Raw genomic sequence first — 24,859 nt, forward strand, 5'->3', positions numbered from 1 at the left:
CTCCCAAACGGGAGAGGGGGATGAAGAGGCGGCCTTTTCTTTGTCTTGCCCATCGGTCATGATGCGCCCGCCATGAACCAAGCTCCCCGCATCGAACGCCGTTCGTCCGTCTGTCCGCACGATTGCCCGTCTGCCTGCTCCCTCGATGTGGAAGTGGTCGACGGCAAGTCCATCGGGCGCGTGCATGGGGCGAAGACCAACACCTACACGGCGGGCGTGATCTGCGCGAAGGTCGCGCGCTATGCGGAGCGCATCCACCATCCGGAGCGGCTGCTCTATCCCATGAAGCGTACCGGTCCGAAGGGATCGGGCCAGTTCGAGCGCATTTCCTGGGACGAGGCGCTCGACATCGTGGCGCGCGAATTTCTCAAGGTCGAAGAAGAATTCGGTTCGCAAGCGGTTTGGCCCTATTACTACGCTGGCACCATGGGCTTCGTGATGCGCGACGGCATCAACCGCCTGCGGCACGTCAAAAAGTATTCCGGCCAATATTCCACCATCTGCACGCCCATGGGCTGGACCGGCTATGTGGCCGGCACCGGCAAGCTCGCGGGCTCCGATCCGCGCGAGATGGCGGTGTCCGATTGCGTGGTGATCTGGGGCACGAACCCGGTTCACACGCAGGTCAACGTAATGACCCATGCGATGCGTGCCAGAAAAGAGCGCGGCGCGAAAATCGTCGCCGTCGACATTTACATGAACGCCACCATGAAGCAGGCCGACATGGCGCTGCTCGTGAAGCCAGGCACCGACGGCGCGCTCGCCTGCGCGGTGATGCATGTGCTGTTCCGCGATCGTCTTGCGGATTGGGACTATCTGGAGCGCTACACGGACCATCCGCGCGAGCTGGAAGCGCATCTCAAGACCCGAGATCCCGTTTGGGCCTCCGCCATCACCGGCCTGTCGGTGGAAGAGATCGAGGCTTTCGCGAAACTCGTCGGTACCACCAAGCGCACTTTCTTCCGTCTCGGTTACGGCTTCGGACGTCAACGCAACGGCGTGGTGAACATGCATGCTGCCGCCTGCATTCCGGCGGTGACGGGTGCATGGCAACATGAGGGCGGTGGCGCGTTCCATTCCAACAGCGGCATTTACAAATGGAACAAGGCGCTGATCGAAGGGCATGAAACCATCGATCACTCCATCCGTAAACTCGATCAATCGCAGATCGGGCGCGTGCTCACGGGTGATGCCGAAGCGCTCTATAACGGCCCGCCGATCAAGGCGATGCTGATCCAGAACACCAATCCCGTATCCGTGGCTCCCGAGCAGGAACTGGTGAAGCAAGGCTTCGCCCGCGAGGATCTGTTCGTCTGCGTGCATGAGCAGTTCATGACCGAGACGGCGATGATGGCCGATATCGTTCTGCCCGCGACCATGTTCATGGAGCACGACGATCTTTATTCCGGCGGCGGTCATCAGCATTTCCAGGTCGGCCCGAAGCTCATCGATCCGCCCGGCGAGTGCCGGTCGAACCACGAGGTTTTCCGTGGCCTCGCCAAGCGCCTCGGCGCGGAGCATCGCGCCTTCGACATGGAGCCGCGCGAGATCATCGACTGGACGCTCCGCAATTCCGGCTGGGGCTCCCTCGAAGAGCTGGAGGCTGCGATCCACAAGGATGTGCAGCCGCCCTTCGAGGAGGCTCATTACCTGAAAGGCTTCGGCTATCCGGACGGCAAGTTCCGCTTCAAGCCGGATTGGACGTCGGTGCCGTCCTACAACAACGGCCCGATGGGGCCTTATGCGGATATGCCGGAATTCCCCGATCATTGGGGCGTCATCGAAGCCGCGACCGAGGAATACCCGTTCCGTCTCGCCACGAGTCCTGCGCGCAGCTTCCTGAACTCCACCTTCACCGAGACGCCTGGCTCCGTTGCCAAGGAGGGCAGGCCCGAGGTGATGATCCATCCGCTCGATGCCGAACGCCAAGGCATTGCCGATGGCGATTGGGTGAAGCTGAAGAACCATCGCGGCGAGGTCTTCATCCGCGCTAAACTTTTCGATGGCGTGCGACGCGGCGTGCTGATCGCGGAAGGCATCTGGCCCAACAAGGCGCACCCGATGGGACGCGGCATTAACACACTGACCGGTGGCGATCAGGTCGCGCCCTATGGGGGCGCCGCGTTCCACGACAACCGCGTGGCGCTGGAGAAGGTCGATGCCGATCTCGTGGTGGAGACGCCACTCGTGACTGTTCGCGAGCGGCTTGAGCCAATTCCCGGCTGACAACGAACATAACCTCATCCTGAGGAGCAGACGCAGTCTGCGTCTCGAAGGAGGTTCCAGTGCGCTCTGGATCCTCCTTCGAGACGGTCGCTCGCGCGACCTCCTCAGGATGAGGTCGCGTTGAATTGGTCAGACCTTTTTAATCCTGTTTTCGCGTAACCCTTGATCCTGCCGCTTCGAGCCTATTCTTAAGCTCCGACGTGACCTGTGTTTTTGGGGAACCTTCTATGATCTCGACCTTTCGCACGCTGCTGACGGCGGCCTTCATCGCTGCCGGCGCAACGACGGCCTTCGCCGCCTCTTCCAGCATGCCCACGCAATATGAGCCGGATCCGGCCCTGAAGACTGCCAGTATGTCCGATCTGCGCGCACGGGTGAGCCAGGCCTGCTCCATCGTCCAGGCCAAGCAGCAGAACGCCAGCGAGGCTTCCTTCGCGACGAAGTGCGGCTGCTATGCGGGCCGCACCATGCGTTCCCTGAACGCGGAAGAGGTGCAGGCCTATCGCAATACGGGCGTGTTCAACGACACCGCCCGCGAGAAGGCGCTCGCAGCTCTCGACGCCTGCCAGCTGCAGCGTCCGCGGATGTAATTGAATGAGGCGGTCATCCCGGACGGCGCAGCCGATCCGGGATCGCGTTCAGAATGTAGCGCCACTTCACCTCTCCCCAGTGGGGAGAGGTCGAGCGCAGCGAGGGTGAGGGGGATGAGACCTTTCCGGATAAAGCAGTAACCCCTCACCCGGACCTGACGGTCCGACCTCTCCCTCAGGGAGAGGTGATTAACGCCACTCTCGTCACACGATCCCGGGTTCTGCTCCGCAGCCCCGGGATGACGTGTTTCAGGAGGGCGAGCGCAACGCGCCTTCGCCGCTCCAGCCTTTCGAAAACACCACGCGACCGCCTTCAAGCCGCGCACTGCCGTCGCTGATCATGCGCAAAGCCTGCGGGTAGAGCAGATGCTCCTGCACGAGAATGCGCGCGGCGAGACTCTCTTCCGTGTCAGTGGGGATTACCGGTACGGCGGCCTGGGCGATGATCGGGCCCGCATCGAGTTCCGGCACCACGAAATGCACCGTGCAGCCGTGAACGAGAACGCCTTCCTCCAATGCCCGGCGATGCGTATGGACGCCCCGGAAGAGCGGCAACAGGGACGGGTGGATGTTGATCATCCTGCCTGCCCAGCGCTCCACGAACCAATCGGTGAGCACGCGCATGAAACCGGCGAGGCAGATGAACTCGATGCCGTGCTGCTGAAGCACCGCATCCATCGCCTGCTCGAAATCCTCGCGAGTCGGATGATCTTTATGATCGATGATCGCCGTCGCGATGCCTGCGGCTTTGGCGCGCTCAAGGCCTCCTGCATCGGGGCGGTTGGACAGTACGAGCGCGATCTCGGCGGGAAAACCGGAGACTGAGGCAGCCTCGATCAGCGAGACCATGTTGGACCCGCGCCCGGAAATCAGAACGGCGACGCGGCGGGTCATCAGATCTTCAGAGCGCCTGCGGTCTGCACGGGCTCTCCGCTCGTATGCGCGATGGTCTCACCGATGCGCACCGGGCTTTCGCCGGCCTGACGCAGACGCTCCATCACCGCATCCGCCTTGTCGGCGCTCGCCACCACGATCATGCCGATACCGCAATTGAAGGTGCGCAGCATCTCCGCTTCCGCAACGCCGCCAGTCTTGGCAAGCCAGCCGAACACAGGCGGAACGTCGATGGCGTTGAGGTCGAGACGCACGCCGACGCCGTCGGGCAGCACGCGCGGAATGTTGTCGGGGAAGCCGCCGCCGGTGATGTGGCAGAGCGCATTGATGCCGTCGCCGCCCTTCAGCACCTGGAGCAGGGCCTTCACATAGATCCGGGTCGGCTCAAGCAGGGCCTGGGCCAGCGTCTTGCTGGAAGCGAACGGGGCGGGTGCATCCCAGGCAAGGCCGGAATGCTCGACGATACGGCGCACCAGCGAGAAGCCGTTGGAATGGACACCGGAGGAGGGCAGGCCGATCAGCACGTCGCCCACCTTCACGTCCTTGGGGAGCAGCGTGCCGCGCTCGGCCGCGCCCACGGCAAAGCCCGCGAGGTCGTAATCGCCCTTGGCGTAGAGGCCCGGCATTTCCGCCGTCTCGCCGCCGATGAGGGCACATCCCGCCTGGAGACAGCCCTCGGCGATGCCCTTCACGATATGGACGCCGACATCGGGGGAGAGCTTTCCGGTGGCGAAGTAATCGAGGAAGAAGAGGGGCTCGGCGCCCTGGACGATGATGTCGTTCACGCACATGGCCACGAGGTCGATGCCGATCGTATCGTGGATGCCCGTATCGATGGCGATCTTCACCTTGGTGCCCACGCCGTCATTGGCGGCCACCAGGATCGGGTCCTTGAAGCCTGCGGCCTTCAGGTCGAAAAGGCCGCCGAAGCCGCCGATCTCCGCATCCGCGCCGGGGCGGCGGGTGGACCTCACGAGGGGTTTGATCTGGTCGACCATGGCATTGCCCGCGTCGATATCGACGCCCGCTTGGGCATAGGTCAGGCCGTTCGTCTGCTTCTCGGTCATGGCTCACCCCGTGTTGGGGTCGGAGTAAGGCGAAGGGGGCTGGGTGGCAAGGAGATTTCGTGATTTTGGAGCTGGGTCCCTCTTGCCATCCCCATGAACGCGGAGACAAAGTAACATCTCACAGCCTACCGCAGGAGCCGGGGCCAATGTCACTTTATCGGATTGGGGCCGCTGCGCTCATATTCCATGCGATTGTCAGCGGAGCCAGCGCCGCTCCTGAGTACAGGGTCGGAGTGCGCTCCATGACAACATCGGTGCCGACCCGGAGCCAACCGATCGAGCTCACGGTTTGGTATCCTACGGCTTCCGTAGGACAACCTGAGTTGATCGGTGAGAACAAGATTTTCAAGGGAGTATCTGCATTACGGAATGCACCCGTTGCCGATGGCCATTACCCCGTCATTGTGATGGCGCATGGCGGTTTCCGCGCTGCGCCATTCCATGCGGGCTGGGTCGCTTCCAACCTGGCATCTCGCGGGTACATTGTGGGCGTAGCGCGACCGCCCGCTCTCGGGCCGCGTGACGCGCAAGCGGCTGTTCAGGAAATCTGGCTGCGCCCTGCCGATCTCTCTGCCACGCTCACTGCAGTCGAGGGAGACCCAGAGCTTTCTGTGCGGATTAAGTCTAATAGCGCTGCTGTCGTAGGTTTCTTTCTCGGTGGCACATCTGCATTGGCGCTCGCTGGAGGGCGTCTCGATGCTCAAAACTACATGCGCTCATGTGACGACCCTGAAGCAGGGATAGATTGTGCGTGGTTTGCCAAAAATGGTGTCGATCTGAAGAAGGCCGATGTTTCTCAGCTGACCCGATCTCACCATGACCAACGGATCAAAGCTGTGGTTGCTATCGATCCCGAGCTGAGCAAGAGCTTTGCTCCTGAGAGCTTGACAAAGATCAAGATCCCTGTCGCCATCATCAACCTTGGGCGGCCGGATGAAAGAGTCCCAGCTCTTGATGCATCCAGCTTGGGAAAAGCTATTCCGGACACTCATTACGACATCGTGCCTGATGCTGTCTCCTACAGCGCATTCAGTGAGTGCACGCCAAAAGGGCCAGCTCTTCTTCGAGAGGAGGATGGCGATGACACGATTTGCCGGGATGGTGGCAGCCGATCGCGCGAAGAAATCCACGGCGAGATAGCCGGGAAGGTTGAGGCCGCACTCAATCGTGGTCTTTCGGCGAAGCCGTAATCAGAGTGGCCGCGCCGTTCTTGTCATGCGATCCCGGATCGGCTTCGCCGTCCGGGATGACGCTGTTTGGGGCATGCTTATCCCCAGCTCAGCCGCAGACATTGAACTCCACCACCCGACCCGGCATCATCTTCCCACGATGACCATCCCGAACCTCATTACCATCGCCCGGCTTATCATGGTCCCCATCGTGATCGTCATGATCATGCAGCATCGGTGGGGCGCGGCCTTCGTTCTGTTCGTTGTGGCGGGCGTCTCGGACGCGGTGGATGGGTTCATCGCCCGGCATTTCGACATGAAAAGCGAGTTCGGGGCCTATATCGACCCCATCGCCGACAAGGCGTTGCTGGTCTCGATCTATGTGGCGCTTGCCGTGGTGGGGGCCATCCCGAGCTGGCTTGCCATCGTGGTGGTGTCGCGGGACGCGATGATCGTCTCCGCCGTGCTTCTCTCCTGGGTCATGAGCCGTCCCGTGGAGATCAAGCCGATCATGCTGAGCAAGCTCAACACGGCGGCCCAGATCGGTTTTGCGGCCTTCGCGCTCGCCGCCAATGCCTATGGACTGAACCTGGGTGGGTTCGACGATCTCGTTATGTTCGCCGTGGCCACCTTGACCGTGGCGTCGGCTGGTGCCTATCTCGGAGGCTGGCTGCGGCACATGGCGGCTTAAGGCCTTTCTCGTTTCAGGGTATGGAGTACCGATGACGATCCAACGGCAGATCGGATTCTGGATTGCGGCGCTGGTCGTGGCGGTGCTGTTGCTGTTCATCCTTCGCGGCATCCTTCTGCCGTTCGTGGCGGGTTTCGCGCTGGCTTATCTGCTCGATCCCCTGGCGGACAAGCTCCAGAAGGTCGGCATCGGGCGCCTGGGGGCGAGCCTGCTGATCCTGGTGCTCTTCGTCCTCGTCTTCATCGTGACCCTCGTGATCCTGGTTCCTTTCGCGGTCCAGCAGGTCGGTGCTTTCGTGGAGCGAGTGCCGAGCTATGTGGCGAGGCTTCAGGAACTGGGGAACGAGCAGCTGAAACCTCTGCTCGACCGGCTCGGCGCCAACGGCACCCTGCCGGAGATGCAGACCTCCGTGGGCAACCTCATCAGCCAGGGCATTGCCTGGATCGCCACCTTCCTGCAGGGGATCTGGTCGGGCGGGCAGGCGCTGCTCGGCATCTTCTCGCTTCTCGTGGTGACGCCGGTCGTGGCCTTCTACATGCTCGTCGACTGGGACCGCATGGTGAAGACCATCGATTCCTGGATGCCCGTGCGCCAGCGGGAGACCATCCGATCCATCGCCCATGACATCGACCGCGCCATTGCGGGCTTCGTGCGCGGTCAGGCCCTGGTCTGCGTGATCCTCGGCACCTTCTATGCCGTGGGACTGACCGTGATCGGCCTCAACTTCGGCGCCCTGATCGGCATGACGGCAGGCCTTTTGAGCTTCATCCCCTATGTGGGCTCGCTCACCGGCCTCATCATTTCCATGGGTGTCGCCATCGTGCAGTTCTGGCCCGACTGGACCATGATTGCCGCGACGCTCGGCATCTTCGTGTTCGGCCAGTTCGTGGAAGGCAACATCCTGTCGCCGAAGCTGGTGGGCGATTCCGTCGGGCTTCATCCGGTCTGGCTCATGTTCGCGCTGCTCGCCTTCGGCGCGCTGTTCGGCTTCGTGGGCCTGCTGCTTGCCGTGCCGCTTGCAGCCGCCATGGGCGTGATCGCACGCTTTGCCCTGCGCCAGTATCTGGCAAGCCCGCTTTATCGCGGCACGGGGCCGGCGATCCTTCATCCTCGGGTCGAGGACAAGGCCAATCTCGATGCCTGATGCGCCCAAGCAGTTGGCCTTCGATCTGCCCCTCGATCCGCGCTACGGGGCGGAGGACTTTCTCGTCAGCCCCTCCAACGAGCAGGCCTATGGGCTGATCGAGAGCTGGCCGGAATGGCCCGATACGATCCTCCTGCTCGTCGGCCCGCCCGGCAGCGGCAAGAGCCATCTCGCTTCCATATGGGCCACCAACGCCCGCGCCTGGACCGTGGATGCCCGTGAGATCAGTCACGACAAGGTGCCCCATCTCGTCTCCAACGGGGCGCTCGCCATTGAGGACATGGACCGGGGCGAGCGGGACGAGGCGGCCCTGTTCCACCTCCTCAACCTGGCTCGCGAGAAGAAGACCGCGCTCCTCATCACCTGCGAGACACCGCCCGACCGCTGGGGCCTGACGACACCGGACCTGCTCTCCCGCCTGCGCCTCGCGCCGAGCGTGACCATCGAGGCGCCGGACGACGCCCTGCTCAAGGCGGTTCTGGTCAAACTGTTCGTGGACAGGCAGCTCGTGGTCGACACGTCGGTCGTGGACTATATCTCTCTTCGGATCGAACGCTCGCTCGCCAAGGCTTCGGAACTGGTGGCGCTTCTCGACAAGGAAGCGCTCAGCCGGGGTCGTCGCGTCTCGCGGGCGATTGCCGCCGAGATTCTCGGAGCCTCGCAGGAAACGGATGACATCGAGTGAAGCCTGATCCTACCGCCTTGTCGTCGAAGCGTCGTGAAACCGTCACGAAGCCCAGAGCAAAACGGACGCCGAACAAGGAAGCGGCGGAGATCGAAGTGCGCGACGCGATGGCTCTGAGGGATGTGGAGACGGTGAGCGAGGCGCCTCTGCCGAAGGCTCCGCCGGATATCGAGCTCGATGGCGCGGTGCTGCGCCAGTTCCCGCAGCGTTTCATCAATCGCGAACTCTCCTGGCTGCAGTTCAACCGGCGCGTCTTGGAGGAGGCCTCCAACCGCAATCATCCGCTTCTCGAAGAGCTGCGCTTCCTCTCGATCTCGGCCGAGAACCTGGACGAGTTCTTCATGGTTCGCGTAGCAGGCCTGCGGGGCCAGGTGCGCTCGGGCGTCGCTACCATGTCGCAGGACGGGCTCACTCCGCAGGAACAGCTCGCGAAGATTTCCGTCGAGGTCTCGAACCTCGCCTCCGACCAGCAGCGGCGCTGGCGTGAGCTGCGTGACATGGTGCTAGAGGAAGGCATCGTTCTCGTCGAGGGCTCCGGCCTGACGAAGGCGGAAGCCTCCTGGCTCGAAGACTACTTCCTCAACCACATCTTCCCGGTGCTCACGCCGCTCGCCATCGATCCGGCGCATCCGTTCCCGTTCATTCCCAATCTTGGCTCCTCCATCGCGCTCAAACTCGTGCGCCAGAGCGACGCGAAGGTGCTGAACGCGCTGATCCGCCTGCCATCCCGCGCGGATCGCTTCATCCGCCTGCCGGATTTCGCCGAGACCGGCGCCACCCGCTTCATCGCCCTCGAACAGATGATCGTGCTCTACACGAGCCGCCTGTTCCCCGGCTACGACGTGCAGGGGCAGGGCGCTTTCCGCGTCATCCGCGATTCCGATATCGAAGTGGAGGAAGAGGCCGAGGATCTGGTGCGTCTCTTCGAGACCGCGCTCAAGCAGCGCCGCCGCGGCAGCGTGATCCGCCTCGAAGTCGAGGCCGCCATGCCGGAAGACCTGCGCCTTTTCGTGGCGGAAGAAATGGAAGTGACCGCCGACGAGGTCTTCGTCGTCGAGGGCATGATGGGCCTGCGCGATCTCTCGCAGCTCGTCGCGCTCGAACGTCCGGACCTCAAGTTCAAGCCCTATAATCCGCGTTTTCCCGAGCGCATCCGCGAGCATAGCGGCGATTGCTTCGCCGCCATCCGCGAGAAGGACATCATCGTCCATCACCCGTATGAATCCTTCGACGCGGTGGTGCAGTTCCTGCGCCAGGCGGCGCGCGATCCGAACGTGGTGGCGATCAAGCAGACGCTCTATCGCACTTCCTCGGATTCACCCATCGTCGCGGCACTCGCCGAGGCGGCGGAAGCAGGCAAGTCCGTTACCGCGCTCGTGGAACTGAAGGCTCGCTTCGACGAAGAGGCGAATATCCGCTGGGCGCGCGACTTGGAGCGTGCGGGCGCGCAGGTGGTGTTCGGCTTCATCGAGCTGAAGACCCACGCCAAGCTCTCCATGGTGGTGCGTCGCGAGGGCAGCCAGCTCATCACCTATTGCCATGTGGGCACGGGCAACTACCACCCGATCACCGCGCGCATCTATACGGACCTGTCCTTCTTCACTGCTGATCCGGTGATCGGCCGCGATGTGTCGCGCATCTTCAACTACGTGACCGGCTATGCGGAGCCCGCGGAACTGGAGCGCATGGCGGTGTCGCCACTGACGCTGAAAAAGCGCCTGCTTCAGCACATCGCGGAGGAGGTCGAGCATGCCAAGGCAGGGCGGCCCGGTGCGATCTGGGGCAAGTGCAATTCGCTGGTGGATGCCGACATCATCGATGCGCTCTACGATGCGAGCGCTGCCGGCGTGCAGGTGGATCTCATCGTGCGCGGCATCTGCTGCCTGCGTCCCGGCATCAAAGGGCTATCCGAGAACATCCGCGTGAAGTCCATCGTCGGACGCTTTTTGGAGCACACGCGCATCTACGCCTTCGGCAATGGGCTCGGGCTGCCGAACCCCAAAGCGCATGTCTATATCTCGTCGGCCGATCTCATGTCGCGCAATCTCGACCGCCGCGTCGAGGCGCTTCTGCCCATCATCAATCCCACGGTTCACCAGCAGGTGCTCGACCAGATCATGCTCGCCAATCTTCTCGACAACGAGCAGAGCTGGAATGTTCTCCCCGACGGCACGAGCCAGCGTGTCACTCTGGACAAGGGCGAGGAACCGTTCAACGCCCACAAGTATTTCATGACGAATCCAAGCCTGTCCGGCCGCGGCAAGTCCCTCAAGACATCGAGCCCTAAGGCTCTCGCGAAACGGGGATTGCGCTGACATGCCCGCCATCAGCCGAGACGCTCAAGGCCGCCTCAAGATCGGCGATCCGGTCGCCATCATCGATATCGGCTCCAACTCCGTGCGCCTTGTCGCCTATGAGGGCATGTCCCGCGCGCTGACGCCGATCTACAACGAAAAGGTTCTCTGCGGTCTCGGCCGCCACGTGGCGACCACGGGCCAGCTCGATCAGGACGCTGTGGATCGGGCGCTGCGCGCGCTCGCCCGCTTCCGCGTGCTCTGTGAGACGATGCAGGTATCCGAGGTCTTCGTGCTGGCCACCGCCGCCGCGCGCGATGCCTCCAACGGCCCGGCTTTCCTCGAAGCCGCGGAGAAAGCCTGCGGGCGTCCGATCAGTCTTCTGTCAGGTGCGGAAGAAGCGCATTTCTCCGCGCTCGGCATCATCGCCGGCTTCCACGAGCCTGACGGCATCGTCGGCGATATGGGCGGCGGCAGCCTCGAACTCGTGGACGTGAAGGGTACGCAGGTGGGGCAGGGCACCACCATGCCTCTTGGTGGCCTCGCGCTTCAGGATGTCAGCGGCGGCTCGCTCAAGAAAGCGCAGAAGATCGTGCGCGCCGCTCTCGAACGCGCGCCGGAATATCTCGAAAACCTCCATGGCCGCACCTTCTACGCGGTCGGCGGCACGTGGCGCGCCTTGGCGAAGCTCCATCAAGCAGCGACCGATTATCCGCTCCACATCATGCATAGCTACATCCTCGATCCGAAGGACGGGCTCGACTTCCTGCATCTCGTGGAGGAAGCCGATGCCAAGACCCTGAAGGACATCGAGACCATTTCCGAGGCGCGCCGTCCGCTGCTCGCCTATGGCTCCATCGTGCTGGAAGAAATCATCCGTCTCGGCGAGCCGAAGGAGGTGGCGATCTCCGCCTTCGGCGTGCGCGAAGGCGTGCTCTTCGACAAGCTCGATGCCGAGACGCAGAAGCGCGATCCGCTGCTCTCCGCCGCGAGCGACCTGAACCTGCTGCGCTCCCGCTCGCCGCGCCATGGCGTGGAACTATGTGAGTGGACGGAAGGCTTCATGCAGAGCCTCGGCCTTACGGAGACTGAAATCGAAAGCCGCCTGCGCCGCGCAGCATGTCTTCTCGCCGATATCGGCTGGCGCGCGCATCCGGATTATCGCGGCGAACAGAGCCTCAACCTCATCGCCTATGGCGCCTTCGCGGGTCTCGACCATCCAGGCCGCGCCTATCTCGCGCTCTCCATTTTCTTCCGGCACGAAGGTCTCTCACCCGACAAGGTGGGCTCGCGCATCAAGTCGCTCGCCGGTCCGCGCTACCTGGAGCGCGCGCGCCTTCTCGCCGCGCTCATGCGCATTGCCTATCCGGTATCCGTCTCCATGGAAGGCATTCTTCCGCAGGCGCCCCTGCGCGTGCGGGGCGGCCAGGTGGTGCTTCAGCTTCCGTCCCACATGCAGGATCTCGCCAACGAGCGTCTTGCAGGCCGTATGAGGGCATTGGGCAAGCTCCTGAACCTGGAGCCGGTGATCGAGATCGTGGGCTGAAGGAGACTCTGAAGAGGTATAGATTTTCTAGAAGGCCAATGCAGCTTTAACCGCGCTCGATGCGAACCTCTCATGACATAAGAGAGAGGGAGAAAGCTGGAGTGAGCCATGAGCCTCATCAATCTGTCAGCCGTCCAGAATGCGCAGCATTCACAAGAGCCTTACGATCATCTTCTGGCATCAGGCTTCTTGAAGGAGGAAGTCATTGAGGAACTTCGGCGTGATTTCCTCAAATCGATAAGCCTGGCTACCTGACCGTCGATGAGGTCAAGCTCCATGGCCGCTTCAAGCAACTCATCGAGGAGCTCGAAGGTCCGGAACTGACGGAAGCCCTGTCGAAGAAGTTTGGGATCGACCTGAGCCCGTACCCGCGCCTCACCACGATCATGAGGCGCTCGCAGCCCAAATATGGCGCTATTCATACCGACGGCCCGTCCAAGGTCATGACCATGCTCGTCTACATGAACGATGAATGGCAACAGGACGATGGTGGACGTCTGCGTGTGCTCTACGATGGCAAGAATTTCGAGCCCTACAAGCTCGAGGTGCCGCCGGTGATGGGCACGATGTTCGCTTTCCTACGCTCAGACAATTCCTGGCACGGCCATCTGCCGTTCTCAGGCGAGCGCCGCGTCGTCCAGATTGCCTGGGTAAAGAGCCAAGCGGACGTGGATCGCAAGAAGAAGCACAACAAGCTCGCTCAGTTCTTCAAGGGCATCTTCGGGCGGTAAACGCTTTCCCTCGGAGCATCTTATCTGCTGCAGACCGGCATCCTGGCGGCATGATTGTGCTGTGCGTTTTCACACATGGACCCTTCTCAGAACGACCCTACAAAATAACGTAGCGAAACCGGAGAAGGCCTATGACAGACCTCACTACCTTCCGCCTCGATCCGCTGGACGATGCGATCTTCGACACGACCCATATCCGCGCCACCTTGGTGTCTCAGCCGGAGGCGAATACCCCGCGGGCTTCGGCCTTCATGGCACTTGCGACCGGCAGAACGATCAACGACAGCAATGCCAGCCATTTCATCGAAGGCACCGACGGAAGCGACACGATTTACGGCAATGGTGGCCATGACGAGATCATCGACGATCTCGGCAACGACAAGATCTATGGCGGATCCGGCAACGACACTCTCGATAGCGGTTTCGGCAGCGACTATCTCAATGGCGGCACGGGCAACGATGTGTTCCGCGCCCTTGAGGCGAACGATACGATCATCGGCGGAGCCGGCAACGATTTCATCGAGACCGGTTCGGGACGTGACACCGTCATCTTCAATGCTGCGCTCAACAGACTCAGCAATGTGGATCGCGTCGTCGACTACAGGCCGGCCTACGACTCGATCAAGCTCGAGAATGCCATCTTCACGAAGCTGACGAAGACGGGCGTTTTGGCTTCCAGCGCCTTCTGGGTCGGCAGCAGGGCGCACGATACGTCCGACCGGATCATTTATGACAAGGCGACGGGCGCACTCAGCTACGATCCGGATGGTTCCGCGACCAGGTATGGCCAGATCAAGTTTGCGCAGCTGCCGAAAAATCTCAGCATGCTCGCTTCGGAATTCATCGTGATGTAACGGGAAGGGGCGGTGCCGCCGGGTGCCGCCCCCTCTGTCGTCAGTCGATCGTCCGCAGCTTCACCCGCCCGCGTTCCAGCACGAGGCCGAGTTGGCCGTTCTTGAGGGCCAGCGCCTTCTCGCCGAACAGTGCGCGCCGCCAACCGTGGAGCGAGGGCACGTCCGCATTGTCGTTCTCGGCAATCGCTTCCAGCTCCTCGACGGTGGCGACGATCTTCGGCGCAACGCCTTCCTGTTCGGCCACCGCCTTCAGCAGAACCTTCAGGAGATCGACCACCGCGCCGGTATTGCCGCGACCACGGCTGCGTTCCGGCATCGGAATGGTGGCAGGATCGCGGGCGATGCCACGTTCCACCGCTTCCAGAATGTCGCCGCCTGTGCGGGAGCGCTCGAAACCGTTGGGGATCGAGCGGAGACGCCCCAAGGCCTCTACGGAGCGGGGAGCGGAGGTGGCGACGTCGATGAGAGCGTCATCCTTGAGGATGCGTCCGCGCGGCACGTCGCGGCTTTGCGCCTCGCGCTCGCGCCAGGCAGCGATCTCCATGAGAACCGCGATCTCCTTCGGCTTGCGCAGGCGGCCCGCGAGCCGACGCCAGGCATTGTCAGGATCGGCCTGATAGGTCTCGGGTGAGGTGAGGATGGACATCTCTTCGCCGAGCCAGTTGAGGCGGCCGTTCTTTTCGAGCTGCGCCATCAGCGCCTCATAGACCTTCACCAGATGGGTGACGTCGGAGAGCGCATAGGTGAGCTGGGCATCGGTGAGGGGGCGGCGCGACCAGTCGGTGAAGCGGGACGACTTGTCCACCTTCGCCTTGGCGAGGTCGTTTACCAGCTGCTCATAGGAAACCGAATCGCCGTAGCCGCAGACCATTGCGGCCACCTGCGTGTCGAAGAGGGGCTCCGGGACGATGCCACCGAGATTCCAGACGATTTCCAGGTCCTGCCGGGCCGAATGGAAGACCTTCACCACACCCTTGTTGGACATGAGCGCCATGAAGGGTTCAAGGCTGATCCCCTCGGCCAGGGGGTCGATGAGAAAGGCATCCGCAGGGTCAGGCCCTGCCATCTGGATCAGGCAGAGCTTCGGATAATAGGTGGTCTCGCGCAGGAACTCCGTGTCGACGGTGACGAACGGGTGCTGGCTCAGGCGGGAACAGGCGGCGGACAGCGCCTCTGTGGTCGTGATCAAATCCATGAAGACTTCTCATAACCTAAGCCTGCGGCCCAGGCGACCCCGTTCGATTCTTATACACGGCCGTGCGCGCTCCCCCCAGTGGAAAGCTAGGCTATTGACTCGTTTGCGCATCAATATAACGTTTAGAGATCGGCTGCTGATCTCAATGCGCAGTTTGGCGGGCCGATCGAGCAACGATGCTACAGAGGGAACATAAAATGAGCATCAATCCGACAACCGGCACTTTCCCTTTCCCGAAGAACGAAATCTTCCCGAATTTCCTGAAGGCGGAAACTTTCCCGATCTTCCCTTAAAACACGCCCTGGTCGCCTGCCGCGGGCTTGAGCCTGGAGTGAAGATCGTTCCAGGTGAAAGAGGGCAGATCATCGGCCCGATATAGATTTAAGGCCAGCATGAAGGTGCTGGCCTTTTTATTTTGCTCTTACTCTAAGCTTTTGAGCTTTCAGTCGCTCTTTCATCTGCCGCTCGGCTCGCTTCATCAGCCAATCCAAGATATTCCGGTCGACCACGAACCCGGTCTCCGCATCCTCCAGCCGCTCGATCCGGTCTACCCGGAAGCCGCGATAGCCGTCATCGGCCATGTCGATGCCGCCTAAGAGCATCTTTCCAGGGCCGACCTTGAGCTCACGCGCGATCACCCAGCGACGGGTCGGCTTGCCGGCCTGGTCTACGTAGTCGATCTCAAGCGCACCATCGAAGGGATAGACATGCCAATTCCCCTCGACCCGCTCCTCGTTGGGGGCGTTCGAGCCGTGCTTGAGCAGGGTTGTCGCATGGTTCTGAATCATAGGTGGGATATGGTAATTCACGCTTTGTTCTTCAAGGCTAAAAGCCTTTTAAGATAAGGATTTGAGCGTGATTTTTGCACCCTTGGGCGATCAGGCCGAGGAGGGTGGCGGCAGGGCTTCGATGAAAGCCTCTATCGACCTCGCGATGGGCTCCGGATGGGTCTCCAGGATCATATGATGGCCATCGATCCAGGCCACGTGGGCGTCTGGGCGCAGCTTCAGGAAACGGAAGACATGGGCCTGCGTGATAAGCCTGTCTTTCCGGCCATGGATGACCAGGATGGGCTGAGGCAGGCGGCTAACGGTTCGGCTGACATCGACTTCGAGGGGCAGCTTGGCCCTGTGCTTAGCGACCTTGGATGGCAGCTGCTTCAGGGCCATGCGCATCCGGCGGGGTATGTCACTTTTGCCCTTGCTCCCCATCATGATCCAGCCAACCAAGTCATAGGGGATGGCCCGAAACGGGATGAAGGGCAGGAGGTATTTCGCAGCCCTGAGGTAGGTGAGCTTCGGGAAGGAGGCGATGAAGATGACGCCCCTGACCTTTTCCGGACATCTCTCGGCCAGCATGGCGACGAGAGGGCCGCTAAAGGATTCACCAGCCAGCACAACCGGTCCGTCGGGCAGAAGGGCTGCAAATCGGACAGCAAGCCCTTCGTAGTCGAGGCTAACATCATCAGGCAGGGCGACGATCTGGACCTCAAGCGTGGGATCGAGGCAATCGGCCAGGCCTTGGCGCAATTCGGGGGATCCGTCGATTCCTGGAAAGACGATCAGCTTGGGTTTCTGGGCGGTCATCGAGGGCCTGGGTCAGCGGACTTTGGATATTCGAACTCTGTTACACCTTGCCGCGAAGGACAATCCTGTCGTTCGTCCTTGACTTCCCCGGTCTCCCATGGATGTTGCGCGTAACACCGAACCAGCAGGCTTTTTCCATGTCCGCCTCCATGCACCGTTACCGTTCCCACACCTGCGGCGCGCTCCGCGAATCCGATGTCGGCCAGGTTACCCGCCTTTCCGGCTGGTGCCACCGCATCCGTGACCATGGCGGCGTGCTGTTCATCGACCTGCGCGACCATTACGGCATGACGCAGTGCGTGATCGACCCGGATTCGCCGGCCTTCAAGCTGGCCGAGACGGCCCGGTCGGAATGGGTGATCCGCGTGGACGGCAAGGTGCGCAAGCGCCCGGCAGGCACCGAGAACGCCGAGTTGCCGACCGGCATGGTCGAGGTCTACATCACGGACATCGAGGTGCTTGGCCCTGCGGACGAGCTGCCGATGCCGGTCTTCGGCGACCAGGACTACCCGGAAGAGACGCGTCTCAAGTACCGCTATCTCGACCTGCGCCGCGAGAAGCTGCACAACAACATCATGAAGCGCGGCGCCATCGTTAACTCGCTGCGCGCCCGCATGCAGCAAAGCGGCTTCTTCGAGTTCACGACGCCGATCCTGACGGCTTCTTCGCCCGAAGGCGCGCGCGACTTCCTCGTGCCGTCCCGCATTCATCCCGGCCAGTTCTACGCGCTGCCGCAGGCTCCGCAGCAGTTCAAGCAGCTGATCATGATGTCCGGCTTCGACCGGTACTTCCAGATCGCGCCTTGCTTCCGCGACGAGGACCCGCGCGCCGACCGTCTGCCGGGCGAGTTCTATCAGCTCGACGTGGAGATGAGCTTCGTCACGCAGGAAGACATCTTCCAGACCATGGAGCCGGTGATCCGCGACACCTTCAAGGAATTCGCGGACGGCAAACCGGTGACGGACGTATTCCCGCGCATTCCGTATTTCGAGTCCATGCTGAAATATGGCTCCGACAAGCCCGACCTGCGCAACCCGCTCATCATCGCCGACGTGTCGGAAGTGTTCGAGCGTGAGGACGTGACCTTCAACGCGTTCAAGAACGTGGTGAAGGGCGGCGGCGTCGTGCGCGCCATCCCGGCGACGGGTGCCGCCACCCAGCCGCGCTCCTTCTTCGACAAGCTCAACGATTGGGCCCGCTCGGAAGGCGCACCCGGCCTCGGTTACATCGTGTACGAGGAAGAGGGCGGTCAGATCGTCGCCAAGGGCCCGATCGCCAAGTTCATTCCTGACGCTGCTCAGGCGGTCATCCGCGAGAAGGCCGGCATCAAGGCGGGCGACGCGGTGTTCTTCTCGGCAGGCAACGAAGACAAGGCCGCGTCTCTCGCCGGCAAGGCGCGCGTGCGCATCGGCGACGAGCTGGGCCTCGGCAACAAGGACCAGTTCGCGTTCTGCTGGATCGTCGACTTCCCGCAATACGAGTGGAACGAGGACGAGAAGAAGATCGACTTCTCCCACAACCCGTTCTCCATGGGCAACATGGACCACGACGAGTTCATGGCCCTCGATGCGTCGGACAAGGACAAGATCCTCAAGATCACGGCCTTCCAGTACGACATGGTCTGCAACGGCTACGAGATGGCCTCCGGTTCGATCCGTAACCACCGTCCCGACCGGATGGTGAAGGCATTCGAGATCGCGGGCTACGGCGAGCAGGAAGTCATGGATCGCTTCGGCGGCATGTATCGCGCATTCCAGTATGGCGCTCCTCCACATGGTGGCATGGCGGCGGGCGTGGACCGCATCGTGATGCTGCTCTGCGGCGCGCAGAACCTGCGTGAGATCACGCTCTTCCCCATGAACCAGAAGGCGGAAGACCTGCTGCTCGGCGCGCCCTCCGAGGCCACGCCCAAGCAGCTGCGCGAACTGCATATCCGCACGAACCTGCCGGAGAAATAAGCCCGGCGGCTTTGCGATTATCTTGTTTCGGCAGCGCTCATGCGCTGCCGAAACGTTTCAGGCCCGAGGCTCACTTCGCCGCTGGAGAAGAACATTGACGGCGGAGGACAGGGCGCTCACAAGGTCCATAGCAACAAAAACGGTTGGGTAAGGAGCGTCGGAGATGGGAGACAACATCTCGCAGGATCTCAAATCGGGAGCGATGTTCTACCATCAGCATCCGCGCCCCGGTAAGCTCGAGATCCAGCCCACCAAGCCCCTCGGCAACCAGCGCGACCTGGCGCTCGCCTATTCGCCCGGCGTGGCCGCCCCTTGCGAGGCGATTGCCGCCGATCCGAACGAGGCTGCCAATCTCACCTCCCGCCAGAACCTCGTGGCCGTGATCTCCAACGGCACTGCCGTGCTGGGACTAGGCGATATCGGCCCGCTCGCCTCCAAGCCCGTCATGGAAGGCAAGGCGGTGCTGTTCAAGAAGTTCTCCGGTATCGACGTGTTCGACATCGAGGTGGCCGAGAAGAACGTGGACAAGCTCGTCGAGGTGATCGCGGCGCTGGAGCCCACCTTCGGCGGCATCAACCTCGAAGACATCAAGGCTCCCGAATGCTTCGAGGTGGAGGAGCGGTTGAAGGCCCGCATGGGCATCCCGGTCTTCCACGACGACCAGCACGGCACCGCCATCATCGTAGGCGCGGCTGTTACCAACGCGCTGGAGCTTGCGGGCAAGAACATCGCTGATGTGAAGATCGTCACATCGGGTGCCGGTGCTGCCGCTCTCGCCTGTCTCAACCTGCTCGTGTCGCTCGGCGCCAAGCGCGAGAACATCTGGGTCACGGACATCGAAGGCGTGGTCCATGACGGCCGCAACGAGCTCATGGACCGCTGGAAGTCGGTCTATGCGCAGAAGACCGATGCGCGCACGCTCGCCGATGTGATCCCCGATGCGGACGTATTCCTAGGCTTGTCTGCCGGCGGTATCCTGAAGCCGGAGTTGCTTGCCAAGATGGCGCCGCGTCCGCTGATTATGGCGCTCGCCAATCCTTATCCAGAGATCATGCCGGAGGAAGCCGAGGCTGCGCGTCCCGACGCGATGATCTGCACGGGTCGCTCGGATTATCCGAACCAGGTCAACAACGTCCTGTGCTTCCCCTACATCTTCCGCGGTGCGCTCGATGTGGGCGCAACCACCATCAACGAGGAGATGAAGGCCGCCGCCGTGAAGGCCATTGCCGCTCTTGCCCGCGAAGCCCCGTCCGAAGTCGTGGCGCGCGCCTATGGCGGCGAGGCGCATCCCTTCGGTCGCAAGTCCCTCATTCCGAGCCCGTTCGATCCGCGCCTGATCCTGCGCATCGCGCCAGCCGTGGCGAAAGCCGCCATGGATTCCGGCGTCGCCAAGCGTCCGCTGGAGGATCTCGAAGCCTATGCCGACTCCCTCGGTCGCTTCGTGTTCCGCTCCGGCTTCATCATGAAGCCGCTCTTCTCGCAGGCGAAGTCCGATCCCAAGCGTGTGATCTATGCCGAAGGCGAGGACGAGCGCGTGCTGCGCGCGGTGCAGGTCATCGTCGAGGAGCGTCTGGCCAAGCCGATTCTGATCGGGCGTCCGAACGTGGTGGAGGCCCGCATCAAGCGCTTTGGCCTCTCCATGGAGATCGGCAAACACTTCGACCTCGTGAATCCGGAAGACGATCCGCGTTATCGCGATTATGTGGCCACCTATGTGGAAGCCGCTGGCCGCAAGGGCATCACGCCGGATGCGGCGAAGACGCTAGTGCGCACCAACTCCACCGTTATCGGCGCATTGGCCGTGAGGCGAGGGGATGCGGATGCGCTGATCTGCGGTCTCGAAGGGCGCTTCCAGTCCCGCGTGAAGCACATCAAGGACATCATCGGCCTTGCTCCCGGCGTGCACGAGATGGCGGCTCTGTCCCTCGTCATCACCTCGAAGGGCGCCTACTTCCTCGCCGACACGCATGTGCAGTTCAATCCGAATGCGGAAGAGATCGCCGACATGGCGATTGCCTGCGCGAGCCACGTGCGCCGCTTCGGCATGGAGCCCAAGATCGCGTTGCTCTCGCATGCGGATTTCGGCGCTTCCGATAGCCGCTCGGCGGTGAAGATGCGTGAGGCGCTCGCCTGCATCAACGAACGTGCGCCCGAACTCGAGGTCGACGGTGAGATGCAGGCCGATGCCGCGCTCTCCCAGATGATCCGCGACCGCGTGAATCCCGGCTCGCGCCTGAAGGGCGAGGCGAACGTGCTGATCATGCCGAACCTGGATGCCGCCAACATCGCCTTCCAGTTCACGAAGATGCTGGCGGATTCACTTCCCGTCGGCCCGATCCTCATCGGCCCGGCGAAGCCCGCGCATATCCTCACGCCGTCGGTGACGGCACGTGGCATCGTGAACCTCACCGCCATCGCCGTGGTGGAGGCCCAGGCCGCCGAGCAGGATCAGCCGACGCTGATCTGATCCTGACGAAAGGCTTTCCGAAATGAAAATGGCCGGGGCAAACCCGGCCATTTTGCATTAAGCGAGGTTCACTCCGTCTTCGCGGAGATGTTCAGCTTGTCGAGCATCTCATCGTGGTCGGAGGCCATCATGGCGTCCATCACGCCGAAGCCTGTGGGATTCTTGGGCGTGACGCTGATGGTGAGCTTGCCGGGCTTGTCGATGAAGCGGGAAACGGCATCGCTCAGGACCTTGGCATGCTCCTCATTGCCGACAAGAGCCGCGATGAGCATTCCGGCATCCCTTGAATAGGATTTGCGAAGCGCCTCGGGCGATTTTTTCTCCGCCTTGGCGGCCTTGGCGAGGTAGCGCCCGAACACGCCCTTGTCCTCCACCACGATATCGATGGACTTCGCCTTGGCCGCCATGAGAGCCTCGGCGGCCTTGGCCTTGTCCGTGCTGAAGACGTCCTTGCTCACATTGCCGATGAGGCCTGTGAAATTGAGGCTGCCGATATCCTGTCCATGAGACGAAGCTTCCTGAATGACGATCTCGTTCGTCGCCTCATTCCAGCTCGCGGCCATGGCGTAGGAGACATCGACATTCTTGTAACCCATCGCGAGGAGCTCCTTCAGAAACTCGTCATCGCTCTTCGCCGGCAGCGCCATGGCGAGGTTCTGGAGGCTCACACGGAAATTGGTGGGAACGCCGTTGATGGGTTTGTTTGCCGTAAACTCGAAGTCCTTGAAGGCCGCCTTGATGCGCTCAGGTTTTGCCTTCTGATTTTTCTTGGACTTGCTGGTCTCCGATTTGTCGGGGAAGTCCAAATCCACGCCGGACAGGCGCAACGTGCCAAGGGTCGGAACAAGTGTGCGCGCCGTGTCGGGATCGAGATCCGTGAGCGATTTGCCCTTCAGGTTCAGCATGCCGTTAAGGGTCGGCGCGATCGAGAAGCCGGTGAGGCTCAGCGTGTCCATCTGCATGCGGCCCTCGTTGTCCGAGAACGCCATGCCTTCCATTCTGAAATCGGCAGGCTGACCGCCTGTGGTGCCCGTATAGGCGATCCTCTCGATGCGCCCGATGAGCGGCGAGAGACCCTTCTCCTGCGGGATCTTCATGTCGATCCCCTTGGCCTCCATGAGACCGAGATCGAAGGAGGATAGCAGGTCGGCGACAGCGGCCATGACCTTGCCGTCCTCTTCCGGCGTCAGGTTCTCCTTGTCTCCCAACTCTACGAGGAGCGTCGAAGTCCCCATCCAGGAATCGAGCGTCGGGCGTGCCATGAAATCGCGGCCTTCAACGCGTGCGATCTTGAACGTGAAGCCCTTGCCGCCTTCGCTCACCTCGACATTGTCGATCGAGAAGGTCCCGTAAATGCGGCTCAGAGGAGCCAAGGTATTCTCGGCTTTGACTTCGTAGAGACGCATCAGCGCGGGAAGGTCGAAGTCGCTAACCGTGGCCTGGCCATAGCTGATCACGACATCGTCCTTGGGATTGTCGGAGCGGAGGGCCGCAGCCGAGGATGTCGTCGAGGCCACGCGACCTTCCACGATGTCGGAGGCCACCACGTTCTTGTAGATGTAGGACTGCGTTGACGAGCCGGTCTTCTGGCTGACGATGAGTTCGGGCGCCGATATCTGCTTGGCGCTGATCCGGGCGAGGCGCGCAGCCAGCGGCTCGCTGGAGGAGCCGGAGAAGATGGCCTCGATATCGGCGCGAGGAGACGTCACTCCGGAGAACTCGATGCGCTTGGCCTCGTAGCTCACACCGCCGAAACTGACCTTCACATTCTCGAGGGCGAAGCTGTCCGCGCTCTGGGCAAAAGCCGCGCTCCAGAGGGGGACGCGCACGCTTCCGATGCTCACATGGCCTTCCGCCTGCTCGACCACGAGGTTGCGAACGGCAGCCGGCTCGATCTGCAGGGCTGCGGCACCCGCAACGAGAGCAAGGGCGCATACGCCCGCGCGATGAAGAGTTTTCATGATGGTCCCCAGTCGAACAAAACTTTGTTTCGTCTTAACCTGGACCGGCCGCGACGGGGAGCGGCAAAGGGGAACAAAGAGCTGATTTTTACAAAGAAAATGACGTGCCGCAGCCGCAGGAGGCTGTGGCATGGGGGTTCTCTATCTTGAAGGACTGTCCGATCAGGTCGTCCACGAAGTCGATGACCGAGCCGTCCATGTACTGAATCGAAACCTCGTCCACGATCACGGTTGCCCCGTCCTTCTCGATGAGAAGGTCGTCGTCCTGCCGCGTCCGGTCCACGTCGAAGGCATATTGGAACCCGGAACAGCCGCCGCCATTGACGCTGATTCTCAGCATCGAGCCTTGCGGCTCGGAAGCCATGATCTCGTTGATGCGGCGGGCGGCACGTTCGGTGAGGGAAATTCCAGACATAGCGGGCTTCCAGTCCTCAGGAGGACATAAATCTTGCACAAGCTCTTGTATAAGCATGATTTTATCAGAAAACCGGATCCCACTTTTCTGAATCATGCTCTAAGACCAAAGTAAGTGCACCCTGACAAGGCTTCAACCCGAGGATGATCGTGCGGCCCTTTGGCGAGAGATGGCGAGCCCCCTATGCCTGCAATCCGTGGGCCAGCCGTGGGCGCCTGTATCCTGAGGCGGTTTCCCCGACTCGCAGCGATTTCCAGCGTGACCGGGACCGGATCATCCATTCCTCGGCCTTCCGGCGGCTGAAGCATAAGACCCAGGTCTTCGTCTATCACGAGGGCGACCATTTCCGGACGCGCCTGACGCACACCATCGAGGTCAGCCAGATCGCCCGCGCCTTGGCCCGCTCGCTCGGCCTCGACGAGGACCTGGCGGAGGCTCTGGCGCTCTCCCACGATCTCGGCCACACGCCGTTCGGCCATACGGGCGAGGATACGCTCGAAGAATGCATGGCGGCGTTCGGCGGCTTCGACCACAACGCCCAGGCCTTGCGGGTCGTCACACGCCTGGAGCGTCGCTATCCGGATTACGATGGGCTCAACCTGACCTGGGAGACCCTGGAAGGGTTGGTGAAGCATAACGGCCCGCTTCTGGAAGCGGACGGCAAGCCGACCCTGCGCTATGCCGCGCGCGGCGTGCCGCTCGCCATCACGGAATACAACGTCATCCAGGACCTGGAATTGGCCACCTTCGCCAGCGGTGAGGCCCAGGCCGCCGCCATCGCCGACGATATCGCCTATGATGCCCATGATATCGACGACGGGTTGAGGGCGGGTTTGTTCAGGATCGACGACTTGCGCGAGGTACCGCTCCTCAACGCGATCCTGTCCGAGATCGACGATCGCTGGCCGAACCTCGATCTTTCCCGGCGCATCCACGAGCTGACCCGGCGGGTCATTACCCGGTTCGTGGAGGATGTGGTGGCCGAGGGCGACAAGCGGATTGCGGCACTGAATCCTCAAAGCGCCAAGGACATCCGGAAGGCCGGGGAGACCGTGATCTGCTTCTCCGACGGAATGCGGGAGGCCGACGCTGCCATCAAGCGCTTCCTCTATGCCCGCATGTACCGCCATGCCGAGGTGATGCGCGTGCGCGCCCAGGCCGATGACGTGTTGCGAGACCTGTTCCGCCGCTTCAAGGCCGAGCCTGAGTTGATGCCGGAGGAATGGCAGGCGGACCTACCGAGGGATGACGAGCCGCGTCTGGCCCGACGGGTGGCAGATTACATTGCCGGCATGACGGACCGTTATGCGATCCTCGAACACCGACGTTTGTTTGACGTAACGCCGGACCTGCGCTAGGCGCACCAAAGCATTTCAGGGCGCGATG

Annotated in this window: 21 protein-coding genes; 14 read left to right on the forward strand and 7 right to left on the reverse strand. The window is 62.0% G+C overall.

The window, feature by feature from the left end; all coding sequences use genetic code 11:
• Window positions 1–72: 72 nt before the first annotated feature.
• Together MJ639_RS01400 and MJ639_RS01405 are read left to right on the forward strand one after the other, a co-directional pair.
• Window positions 73–2,226, forward strand: coding sequence for a molybdopterin-containing oxidoreductase family protein (locus tag MJ639_RS01400; RefSeq protein ID WP_243368054.1), 2,154 nt, complete (start codon window positions 73–75; stop codon window positions 2,224–2,226).
• 227 nt (window positions 2,227–2,453) lie between these two features.
• The gene (locus MJ639_RS01405; protein WP_243368056.1) at window positions 2,454–2,816 is read left to right on the forward strand and encodes a hypothetical protein; all 363 of its coding nucleotides are present in this window, start codon (window positions 2,454–2,456) and stop codon (window positions 2,814–2,816) included.
• Window positions 2,817–3,065: 249 nt separating this feature from the next.
• Here the strand turns inward: MJ639_RS01405 and purN are convergent, their stop codons facing one another.
• Both purN and purM read right to left on the reverse strand, forming a co-directional pair.
• Window positions 3,066–3,710, reverse strand: coding sequence for a phosphoribosylglycinamide formyltransferase (gene purN / locus MJ639_RS01410; RefSeq protein ID WP_243368058.1), 645 nt, complete (start codon window positions 3,708–3,710; stop codon window positions 3,066–3,068).
• Window positions 3,710–4,777, reverse strand: a complete 1,068-nt coding sequence (purM, locus tag MJ639_RS01415; protein ID WP_243368060.1) for a phosphoribosylformylglycinamidine cyclo-ligase — start codon at window positions 4,775–4,777, stop codon at window positions 3,710–3,712. Before purM ends, purN begins: the two co-directional genes overlap by 1 nt.
• Before the next feature lie 242 nt (window positions 4,778–5,019).
• On the opposite strand from purM, the gene MJ639_RS01420 reads away from it, so the two are divergent.
• From MJ639_RS01420 to MJ639_RS01460, 9 genes are all read left to right on the forward strand, one after another.
• Entirely contained in the window at window positions 5,020–5,967 is a 948-nt protein-coding gene (locus MJ639_RS01420) for an alpha/beta hydrolase family protein (RefSeq protein WP_243368062.1), read from the forward strand.
• Between the two features lie 139 nt (window positions 5,968–6,106).
• A complete protein-coding gene (locus MJ639_RS01425; protein WP_243368999.1) occupies window positions 6,107–6,637 on the forward strand; it encodes a CDP-alcohol phosphatidyltransferase family protein in 531 nt (176 codons plus the stop codon).
• A 31-nt stretch (window positions 6,638–6,668) separates the two neighbouring features.
• Window positions 6,669–7,781, forward strand: a complete 1,113-nt coding sequence (locus tag MJ639_RS01430) for an AI-2E family transporter (RefSeq protein ID WP_243368064.1) — start codon at window positions 6,669–6,671, stop codon at window positions 7,779–7,781.
• Entirely contained in the window at window positions 7,774–8,466 is a 693-nt protein-coding gene (locus tag MJ639_RS01435) for a P-loop NTPase family protein (RefSeq protein ID WP_243368066.1), read from the forward strand. The genes MJ639_RS01430 and MJ639_RS01435 overlap by 8 nt, the downstream gene beginning before the upstream one ends.
• A 107-nt stretch (window positions 8,467–8,573) precedes the next feature.
• Window positions 8,574–10,781, forward strand: a complete 2,208-nt coding sequence (locus tag MJ639_RS01440; RefSeq protein ID WP_279306505.1) for an RNA degradosome polyphosphate kinase — start codon at window positions 8,574–8,576, stop codon at window positions 10,779–10,781.
• A gap of 1 nt (window position 10,782) precedes the next feature.
• Entirely contained in the window at window positions 10,783–12,306 is a 1,524-nt protein-coding gene (ppx, locus tag MJ639_RS01445) for an exopolyphosphatase (RefSeq protein ID WP_243368070.1), read from the forward strand.
• Between the two features lie 108 nt (window positions 12,307–12,414).
• Window positions 12,415–12,561, forward strand: a complete 147-nt coding sequence (locus MJ639_RS01450; protein ID WP_243368072.1) for a hypothetical protein — start codon at window positions 12,415–12,417, stop codon at window positions 12,559–12,561.
• A 131-nt stretch (window positions 12,562–12,692) separates the two neighbouring features.
• Window positions 12,693–13,037, forward strand: a complete 345-nt coding sequence (locus MJ639_RS01455) for a 2OG-Fe(II) oxygenase (protein WP_243368074.1) — start codon at window positions 12,693–12,695, stop codon at window positions 13,035–13,037.
• Window positions 13,038–13,168: 131 nt separating this feature from the next.
• Window positions 13,169–13,891 carry a calcium-binding protein gene (locus tag MJ639_RS01460; protein ID WP_243368076.1) on the forward strand — a complete coding sequence of 241 codons (723 nt, stop codon included), beginning with the start codon at window positions 13,169–13,171 and terminating at the stop codon, window positions 13,889–13,891.
• Window positions 13,892–13,931: 40 nt separating this feature from the next.
• Here MJ639_RS01460 and rnd read toward each other — a convergent pair whose 3' ends face one another.
• From rnd to MJ639_RS01475, 3 genes are all read right to left on the reverse strand, one after another.
• The gene (gene rnd / locus MJ639_RS01465; protein WP_243368079.1) at window positions 13,932–15,086 is read right to left on the reverse strand and encodes a ribonuclease D; all 1,155 of its coding nucleotides are present in this window, start codon (window positions 15,084–15,086) and stop codon (window positions 13,932–13,934) included.
• Window positions 15,087–15,496: 410 nt separating this feature from the next.
• Window positions 15,497–15,895, reverse strand: a complete 399-nt coding sequence (locus tag MJ639_RS01470; RefSeq protein ID WP_243368081.1) for a hypothetical protein — start codon at window positions 15,893–15,895, stop codon at window positions 15,497–15,499.
• A 69-nt stretch (window positions 15,896–15,964) separates the two neighbouring features.
• The gene (locus MJ639_RS01475) at window positions 15,965–16,672 is read right to left on the reverse strand and encodes an alpha/beta fold hydrolase (protein ID WP_243368082.1); all 708 of its coding nucleotides are present in this window, start codon (window positions 16,670–16,672) and stop codon (window positions 15,965–15,967) included.
• 149 nt (window positions 16,673–16,821) lie between these two features.
• Here MJ639_RS01475 and aspS point away from each other — a divergent pair, with 149 nt between their 5' ends.
• Entirely contained in the window at window positions 16,822–18,630 is a 1,809-nt protein-coding gene (gene aspS / locus MJ639_RS01480) for an aspartate--tRNA ligase (protein ID WP_243369000.1), read from the forward strand.
• A gap of 163 nt (window positions 18,631–18,793) precedes the next feature.
• Complete coding sequence (locus MJ639_RS01485; protein ID WP_243368084.1) at window positions 18,794–21,097, forward strand: NADP-dependent malic enzyme; 2,304 nt, start codon at window positions 18,794–18,796, stop codon at window positions 21,095–21,097.
• A 68-nt stretch (window positions 21,098–21,165) separates the two neighbouring features.
• Here MJ639_RS01485 and MJ639_RS01490 read toward each other — a convergent pair whose 3' ends face one another.
• The gene (locus MJ639_RS01490) at window positions 21,166–23,058 is read right to left on the reverse strand and encodes a hypothetical protein (RefSeq protein WP_243368085.1); all 1,893 of its coding nucleotides are present in this window, start codon (window positions 23,056–23,058) and stop codon (window positions 21,166–21,168) included.
• Window positions 23,059–23,146: 88 nt separating this feature from the next.
• Window positions 23,147–23,473, reverse strand: a complete 327-nt coding sequence (erpA, locus tag MJ639_RS01495) for an iron-sulfur cluster insertion protein ErpA (RefSeq protein ID WP_243368087.1) — start codon at window positions 23,471–23,473, stop codon at window positions 23,147–23,149.
• 143 nt (window positions 23,474–23,616) lie between these two features.
• Here erpA and MJ639_RS01500 point away from each other — a divergent pair, with 143 nt between their 5' ends.
• Window positions 23,617–24,831 (forward strand): deoxyguanosinetriphosphate triphosphohydrolase, encoded by a 1,215-nt coding sequence (locus tag MJ639_RS01500; protein ID WP_243368089.1) that lies wholly within the window; start codon window positions 23,617–23,619, stop codon window positions 24,829–24,831.
• The last annotated feature ends 28 nt before the right edge of the window (window positions 24,832–24,859 follow it).

This window comes from Microvirga solisilvae (genome assembly GCF_022808595.1).
GTDB lineage: Bacteria > Pseudomonadota > Alphaproteobacteria > Rhizobiales > Beijerinckiaceae > Microvirga > Microvirga solisilvae.

Bases quoted from the DNA above. Each gene is read 5' to 3' on its own strand.
- MJ639_RS01400 (WP_243368054.1), top strand. From the start codon at position 73: ATGAACCAAGCTCCCCGCATCGAACGCCGTTCGTCCGTCTGTCCGCAC.
- MJ639_RS01405 (WP_243368056.1), top strand. From the start codon at position 2,454: ATGATCTCGACCTTTCGCACGCTGCTGACGGCGGCCTTCATCGCTGCC.
- purN (WP_243368058.1), bottom strand. From the start codon at position 3,710: ATGACCCGCCGCGTCGCCGTTCTGATTTCCGGGCGCGGGTCCAACATG.
- purM (WP_243368060.1), bottom strand. From the start codon at position 4,777: ATGACCGAGAAGCAGACGAACGGCCTGACCTATGCCCAAGCGGGCGTC.
- MJ639_RS01420 (WP_243368062.1), top strand. From the start codon at position 5,020: ATGACAACATCGGTGCCGACCCGGAGCCAACCGATCGAGCTCACGGTT.
- MJ639_RS01425 (WP_243368999.1), top strand. From the start codon at position 6,107: ATGACCATCCCGAACCTCATTACCATCGCCCGGCTTATCATGGTCCCC.
- MJ639_RS01430 (WP_243368064.1), top strand. From the start codon at position 6,669: ATGACGATCCAACGGCAGATCGGATTCTGGATTGCGGCGCTGGTCGTG.
- MJ639_RS01435 (WP_243368066.1), top strand. From the start codon at position 7,774: ATGCCTGATGCGCCCAAGCAGTTGGCCTTCGATCTGCCCCTCGATCCG.
- MJ639_RS01440 (WP_279306505.1), top strand. From the start codon at position 8,574: ATGGCTCTGAGGGATGTGGAGACGGTGAGCGAGGCGCCTCTGCCGAAG.
- ppx (WP_243368070.1), top strand. From the start codon at position 10,783: ATGCCCGCCATCAGCCGAGACGCTCAAGGCCGCCTCAAGATCGGCGAT.
- MJ639_RS01450 (WP_243368072.1), top strand. From the start codon at position 12,415: ATGAGCCTCATCAATCTGTCAGCCGTCCAGAATGCGCAGCATTCACAA.
- MJ639_RS01455 (WP_243368074.1), top strand. From the start codon at position 12,693: ATGAGGCGCTCGCAGCCCAAATATGGCGCTATTCATACCGACGGCCCG.
- MJ639_RS01460 (WP_243368076.1), top strand. From the start codon at position 13,169: ATGACAGACCTCACTACCTTCCGCCTCGATCCGCTGGACGATGCGATC.
- rnd (WP_243368079.1), bottom strand. From the start codon at position 15,086: ATGGATTTGATCACGACCACAGAGGCGCTGTCCGCCGCCTGTTCCCGC.
- MJ639_RS01475 (WP_243368082.1), bottom strand. From the start codon at position 16,672: ATGACCGCCCAGAAACCCAAGCTGATCGTCTTTCCAGGAATCGACGGA.
- aspS (WP_243369000.1), top strand. From the start codon at position 16,822: ATGCACCGTTACCGTTCCCACACCTGCGGCGCGCTCCGCGAATCCGAT.
- MJ639_RS01485 (WP_243368084.1), top strand. From the start codon at position 18,794: ATGGGAGACAACATCTCGCAGGATCTCAAATCGGGAGCGATGTTCTAC.
- MJ639_RS01490 (WP_243368085.1), bottom strand. From the start codon at position 23,058: ATGAAAACTCTTCATCGCGCGGGCGTATGCGCCCTTGCTCTCGTTGCG.
- erpA (WP_243368087.1), bottom strand. From the start codon at position 23,473: ATGTCTGGAATTTCCCTCACCGAACGTGCCGCCCGCCGCATCAACGAG.
- MJ639_RS01500 (WP_243368089.1), top strand. From the start codon at position 23,617: ATGATCGTGCGGCCCTTTGGCGAGAGATGGCGAGCCCCCTATGCCTGC.